This is a genomic window from Clostridium sp. SGI.024 (assembly GCF_050315195.1).
GTDB lineage: Bacteria > Bacillota > Clostridia > Clostridiales > Clostridiaceae > Clostridium.
In genome coordinates this window covers 82,766-89,460 of sequence record NZ_JBNPON010000007.1, presented here as the reverse complement: position 1 = coordinate 89,460, position 6,695 = coordinate 82,766, and the positions used below count along the sequence as shown (strand labels likewise).

Here is a 6,695-nt window from a genome sequence, read left to right as displayed (position 1 = left end):
ATTTTAATAACTATTCACTATTACTTCTTACTTTAAATTAAATTTTACTTAATATTAAATCTACTAAGCCATGAGCCATTTTATCAATTTCTTCTTGGTCTTCGCCTTCTAACATTACTCTTACTAAAGGCTCTGTTCCTGAAGGCCTTATTAAGACTCTTCCTACTCCATCTAAAGTATCTTCTATCCTCTTTATTTCATTAACTATTTCTTCATCTTCTAAATATATATTTTTCTTATCATTTGGAACTTTTGCATTTACTAATACTTGTGGAAGTTCTTTCATTATTCCAGCAAGTTCGCTTAAGTTCTTTCCACTTCTTTTTTTAATAGCTGCAACTTGAAGTGCAGTAACTAATCCATCCCCTGTTGTATTGTAATCTAAGAATATAATGTGTCCTGATTGTTCTCCCCCAAGAACATATCCATCTTTCACCATTTCTTCTAATACATATCTATCCCCTACTTTAGTTTTTATAGTTTTTATATTTTCTTTTTTAGAAGCAATATCTAAACCTAAATTACTCATTACTGTAACTACTAAAGTATCATTTTTTAATTTTCCTAAATCTTTAAGGTATTTTGCGCATAGCATTAGTATAAAGTCGCCATTAATAAGGTTTCCTTTTTCATCTACTGCTAAACATCTATCTGCATCTCCATCAAAGGCAAAACCTAAATCGCACTTCTTTTTAACAACATATTCTTGTAATTCTTCTGGATGAGTAGAACCACATTTTTCATTTATATTAGTTCCATCTGGATTATCATTTATTACATAAACTTCTGCACCTAGTTCTCTAAATGCTTTTACTGCAGCATTATAGCAAGCACCATTAGCACAGTCTAATGCAACTCTCAAGCCTTTTAAGTCAACTGGAATAGTTGATTTAGCATAATCTATATACTCATCAATTGCAGCAATTTCAATATGTGATCTTCCTAAATTATGACCTGTTGGACTTGGAACTCCTTCAAATCCACTTTCTATAACTCTTTGAATTTCGTCTTCTAATTCATCTGGTAATTTATATCCCTTATTATCAAAGAATTTAATTCCATTATATTCAACTGGGTTGTGTGAAGCTGAAATCATAATTCCTGCATCTGCATTATATTCTCTTATTAAATGAGCCACAGCTGGAGTAGGAACAACTCCTAGTATTACTGCTTCAGCACCTACTGATAATATACCAGATACTAAAGCTGCTTCTAGCATATCTCCTGATATTCTTGTATCTTTAGCTACTAATATCTTTGGCTTATGAGTTCCTTCTGTTAATACATAAGCACCTGCTCTACCTAAACCATAAGCTATTTCAGATGTTAATTCTGTATTAGCAATACCTCTAACTCCATCTGTTCCAAACATTCTACTCATAATTTTTACCTCACTTTTTTCAATTGGTTATACATATTCTCATAATAATAGTATATATTTATAGTTTATACATTACAACTTTATTATTTCTTAATTTTTTCTAACCTGTCTAAAATTAACTCATATCCACCAGCTCCGTAATTTAAGCATTTATTAACTCTACTTATGGTAGCTGTGCTTGCTCCTGTTTTCTCTGCTATCTCTGTATAAACTTTCTTTTCTTTAAGTAACTTAGCAACATGTATTCTTTGTGCTAATGATTTTATTTCATTTATTGTTGCAACATCTTCAAAAAAATTATAACATTCATCTATATTATCTAATTGTAAAATTGCTTCAAAAAACAAATCTAACTCTGGATTTCTTAGTTTACTTTCAACTATCCCCAACCAATTCACTCCTAACTTTTATTACTATCTTTTGAACTCTTATCATAAATAAAATTATATCTTTACTATTGACAATTTACAACTATATTAGACTAAAGTAATCACTCATCTATATCTTCTTTTTCTATATCTTCTAAATCCCTTAAGCCTCTTTCCTTTAAATTGGAATAAATTGATTCTGTTGGTACTAACCATACTTCTCCTGTTCCTCTATACACATTAAGTAAACCTTCACCATTTAGTGCAGTACCAACAAGGGTAGTGCCTGATTTTTCTACTGTAAACTCTATATTTCCGCTTCTTAAAATTGCAAAATTTCCATCTATCTTTAATACATCTCTAAATAGCTTACATCTAAATATTTCTTTTTCTGGTACTGGAATTTCTAAAACTACTATTCCACTTCCCCTTAACCTAGTTTGATATATTCCTTCTTTTCCAAATATCATTGAAGATATACTTTTTTGCATTACTGGCTCAACTTCTATTCCTTCTTCACAAGCATAGAATAATTCATCATCAATAATAATTTCTTCATCTTCTAATTCTATTAAGGTAAAATGTCCAAAGCTAGGCTCTAAGAATACTTCTCCAGTTCCTCTTAATACTGGTTTAAACATTGATTCACCTGTAACTTTACTAGAAAAGAACTTCTTTCCAAGTCCTATTATTCCCCCAGTTTTATTTACTATCTCAATATCACCCTTCATATAGCTTAGGGCACCTGCTTCTATTTTTACTTCACTATCATCTAAAATAATTCTAATTTGTTTTAGCCTAATTGACGAGTCTTTCATTAGGTTAATTTGTAATGCAGTATTTAAATCCATAGCACCTTGCAAGTTATCATATTCTAAAATCTGAAATGTACTTTCATTCTTCATTTCTGATATCATATTCATTCTATTTTTCATGTTTTCTGAAGTTATCAAAATATCCCCTCCTTTTAATAATTTTACCATATTTTCATATTTTGAAACTATTGTATTAAGAGTATATTTGAAAATTATAAACAAAAGTTATATAGGTCTGAGATTGTGTAGATTATATATTAAATCATGCTAAAACATATAAAAGTGTGGATACCCTTAACTTAGATGATTATGATAATACAAGATATTACATAAAAGAACTAACTAATGATAGTGCTTTTGATAATAAGAGAGATAATTACATAAAAGTAATTTTGAAACCATGATTATATTTTGCAAAGCAAAATAGTGAAAAGTGAAGAAGTGATAGGGAAGAATCTAAGGATATTTTGCTCACAAAATACTATTTATTTAGAGACTCTAGATAATTCTGTGTAATTATCATTTTTATTATTTTAATATTACTGGAAATTCTCATTTCCAGTAATATTTTTTTCTTTTTCTCAAATACTAATATTAATTAGTTTTACCTTTTTTAGTATTTCTAAAAAATTAAAAAGTATACATAGAACTTATAAAAAGTACAAGCTCTTAAGCTAATTCATCTTTTAATTGGTCTTCAAAAATTATTGATAGCTCCGCTAACGTAGTTCCCCAGTTCGGTATTGGTTGAATCCATTTTTCCATAATCTCCATTGTTGCTAAATATACGCATTTATTTAAAGATTCATCTGTAGGAAATATAACTCTAGTTTTAGTGTACTTACGTACCTGTCTATTAAAGCCTTCAAGTGCATTTGTTGTATAAATAATTTTTCTAATAGATGGAGAGAACTCGAAGAAAGTAGATAGATTATTCCAGTTATTATACCAAGAATCAATCACTATTCCGTATTTTCCTCCCCATTTTTCTTTGAGATTATCTAGCTGCGCTAACGCCATTTCTTCAGTATTTGCTTTATAAACTTCTTTTAAATCTTTCATAAATTCTTTTTTATCTTTTGAGGCTATGTATTTGATCGAATTTCTTATTTGATGAACAATACAAGTTTGAATATTCACTGATGGAAATACTGTTTTAATAGCTTGTGGAAGGCCTTTTAATCCATCCATACATGCTATTAGTATTTCTTTAACACCTCTGTTTTTTAAATCATTACAAATGCCTAACCAAAATTTTGCACCTTCAGCTTCATCTACCCAAATACCTAAAATATCTTTTAATCCTTCCATTGTATAGCCTAAACAGATATATACAGCTTTATTTACTATCTTTCCATTACTTCTAACTTTAAAATACATTGCATCTAAATAAACTATTGGATATATTTTATCAAGAGCTCTATTTTGCCATTCGGCGGCGCTAGCAAGCACTTTGTCTGTTATTTTAGATACCATTGATGGTGATATTGTTATTCCATATAAATCATAAATTTCAGCTTGAATATCAGATGTAGTCATTCCTTTTGCATATAAAGATATAATTTTTTTATCCAATTCTGTACATACAGTTTCATATTTTTTTATAATTTGTGGTTCAAATTCTGAATTCCTATCACGGGGTACATCTAAATCAACGTCCCCAAAGGAGCTTCTTAAATTTTTCGTACTATATCCATTTCTATAGTTCTTTTTTGGTTCATCTGAAACTTCCTTTCTTTCATATTTATTTCTTCCTAAATGCTCTTCCATTTCTCCTTCAAGTATGTTTTCAAGAACATCTTTAACAAGCTTTTGGATAAGTCCATTTTTCCCCATAACATCATCAATAGTTTTACATTTTTTCACTTCAGCATTGTAATCAAAGTTGGTATCAATATTCTTTGGCATAACTTTTCCTCCTAAATTTATATAGTATATTATTCCAAAACCTCCAACTGTTCATACAAAAAAACAGTAGTTAGCTTTGTTTTTACACAAAACTAACTACTGTCCCTTTATTTAAAAATCCATAATGATTTTTCACCTTCATCATTTCACTATTCACTACTCACTATTACCTATTACCTATTACCTATTACTTATTCACTATTTACTATTTACTATTTACTATTAAATATATTCTTTAACTTCTTCTTCCCCATTTAAAACTCTAAGAGCCCCCTGAGCTAAAGCTAATAATTCATCTTCTCCTGGATAAACTGTAATTTCAGATATCCATCCAATTCTCTTTTTTATTTCTTCTTCAACCTTTTCTGAATATGCTATTCCACCTGTAAGAATAATTCTATCAACCTTTCCTTTTAAAACGGCTGACATTTCTCCTATTGATTTTGAAACTTGATATATAAATGCATTAAAATATAATTCAGCATTCTTATCACCTGCCTCCATAAGCTTTAATACATCTCTTGCATCATTTGTATTTAAATATGCTACATAGCCACCTTTTCCTACTATTTTAGTGTAAATTTCTTTTTCAGTAAATTCTCCACTATAGCACATTCTAATTAATTGTCCGGCAGGAACAGTACCTGCTCTTTCTGGTGAAAATGGCCCTTCTCCATCTAGAGCATTATTAACATCTATAACTTTTCCATCTTTATGTGCTCCAACAGAAACTCCTCCACCCATATGGACTACAATTAAATTTAAATCTTCATATTTTGCTTTATTCTCTTTTGCATACCTTTTTGCAACAGCCTTTTGATTTAAAGCATGAAATTTACTTAATCTTGGTAATTCTGGCACTCCTGACACTCTAGCTACATTATCAAGTTCATCCACAACTACTGGATCAACAATAAAAGAAGGTATATTTAATTCTTCAGCTATTTTATTTGCTAACATTCCACCTAAATTCGAAGCATGTTGCCCTTGTACACCTATTTTTAAATCTTCAAGCATTTTATCATTAACCTTATAGGTTCCACTTGCCATAGGTTTTAGCATTCCACCTCTTCCTACTACAGCTGATAAAGAATTTAAATCAAAATTTTTTTCTTTAAGTATATTTAATATTATATCTTTTCTAAAGTCCATCTGATCAAATATAGTTTCGTATTTTGCTATTTCATCTGAAGAATGTCTTAATGTTTCTTGAAACAATTCTTTTTCATCTTGGAAAACTCCAATTTTTGTAGATGTTGATCCTGGATTAATAATTAATAAATTCTTTGACATATAATCTCCCCCAATATTATTTACTTTATCTCTTCAGCAACTAATGCAGCTAATGCAATTGAATTTACCTTTGTTTCAAAGTTATCAGCTCTTGAAGTTAATATAACTGGTGCTGATGTTCCTACTAAAAGTCCACCATTTCTTGTTTTAGCTGTGTAAGTTAAAGTCTTATACATAACATTTGCTGTTTCTATATTTGGAAGTAATATTATGTCTGCTTTTCCTGCTACTTTACCTGTTATTCCTTTATGTTCTGCTGCATCTACTGAAAGAGCGTTATCAAGTGCTAAAGGTCCATCTACTATGCAGTCCTTAATTTGTCCCCTATCATTCATCTTAGCTAATAAAGCAGCATCAATAGTGGCTTGCATATCTGGATTTACAACTTCAACAGCACATACAGCTGCTACCTTTGGAATTTTTATTCCACATGCATGTGCTACATCTACTGCATTATTTAGAATTTGAATCTTTCCTTTAATATCTGGATAAGTATTAAAGGCTGCATCTGTTAATAGGATTAATCTATCCAGTCCTTCTACTTCAAATACTGCAACATGTGACATAAGTTTTCCTGTTCTTAATCCAACTTCCTTATTAAGCACACTTCTTAAAAATGTAGCAGTATCTACTAACCCCTTCATAACCATATCTGCTTTGCCTGTTGAAACTAATCTAACAGCTTCTAATGATGCTTTTTTTACATTTGGTTCATTTACTATTTCATAATCTGATAAATCCATATTTATCTTATCTGCAATTTTTTTAATTGCCTTCATATCCCCTACTAATATTGCATCAGCAATACCTTTTTCTTTAGCTAACTTAATTGCTTCTAATACAGGTTCATCTTGGGCAACTGCAACAGCAACCTTTTTATTAGAAATCTCATTAGCCCTTAGCAATAGATCATCAAAATTTTTACTCATA

General features: G+C 29.8%; 6 protein-coding genes. All 6 read right to left on the bottom strand.

All coding sequences use genetic code 11. From position 1 onward, the window contains the following. Positions 1-37: 37 nt before the first annotated feature. Positions 38-1,381, bottom strand: a complete 1,344-nt coding sequence (glmM, locus tag ACQRD5_RS04215; RefSeq protein WP_294364330.1) for a phosphoglucosamine mutase — start codon at positions 1,379-1,381, stop codon at positions 38-40. Between the two features lie 83 nt (positions 1,382-1,464). After that, positions 1,465-1,770, bottom strand: a complete 306-nt coding sequence (locus tag ACQRD5_RS04210; protein WP_291625298.1) for a YerC/YecD family TrpR-related protein — start codon at positions 1,768-1,770, stop codon at positions 1,465-1,467. 101 nt (positions 1,771-1,871) lie between these two features. Continuing rightward, positions 1,872-2,702 carry an AIM24 family protein gene (locus ACQRD5_RS04205; protein ID WP_294166933.1) on the bottom strand — a complete coding sequence of 277 codons (831 nt, stop codon included), beginning with the start codon at positions 2,700-2,702 and terminating at the stop codon, positions 1,872-1,874. Positions 2,703-3,233: 531 nt separating this feature from the next. Continuing rightward, positions 3,234-4,472 carry an IS256 family transposase gene (locus tag ACQRD5_RS04200; RefSeq protein WP_320900754.1) on the bottom strand — a complete coding sequence of 413 codons (1,239 nt, stop codon included), beginning with the start codon at positions 4,470-4,472 and terminating at the stop codon, positions 3,234-3,236. A gap of 222 nt (positions 4,473-4,694) precedes the next feature. Then, positions 4,695-5,765, bottom strand: coding sequence for a butyrate kinase (gene buk, locus ACQRD5_RS04195; protein ID WP_291625303.1), 1,071 nt, complete (start codon positions 5,763-5,765; stop codon positions 4,695-4,697). A 20-nt stretch (positions 5,766-5,785) separates the two neighbouring features. Further along, positions 5,786-6,694 carry a phosphate butyryltransferase gene (gene ptb / locus ACQRD5_RS04190; protein WP_291625305.1) on the bottom strand — a complete coding sequence of 303 codons (909 nt, stop codon included), beginning with the start codon at positions 6,692-6,694 and terminating at the stop codon, positions 5,786-5,788. Position 6,695 lies beyond the last annotated feature (1 nt).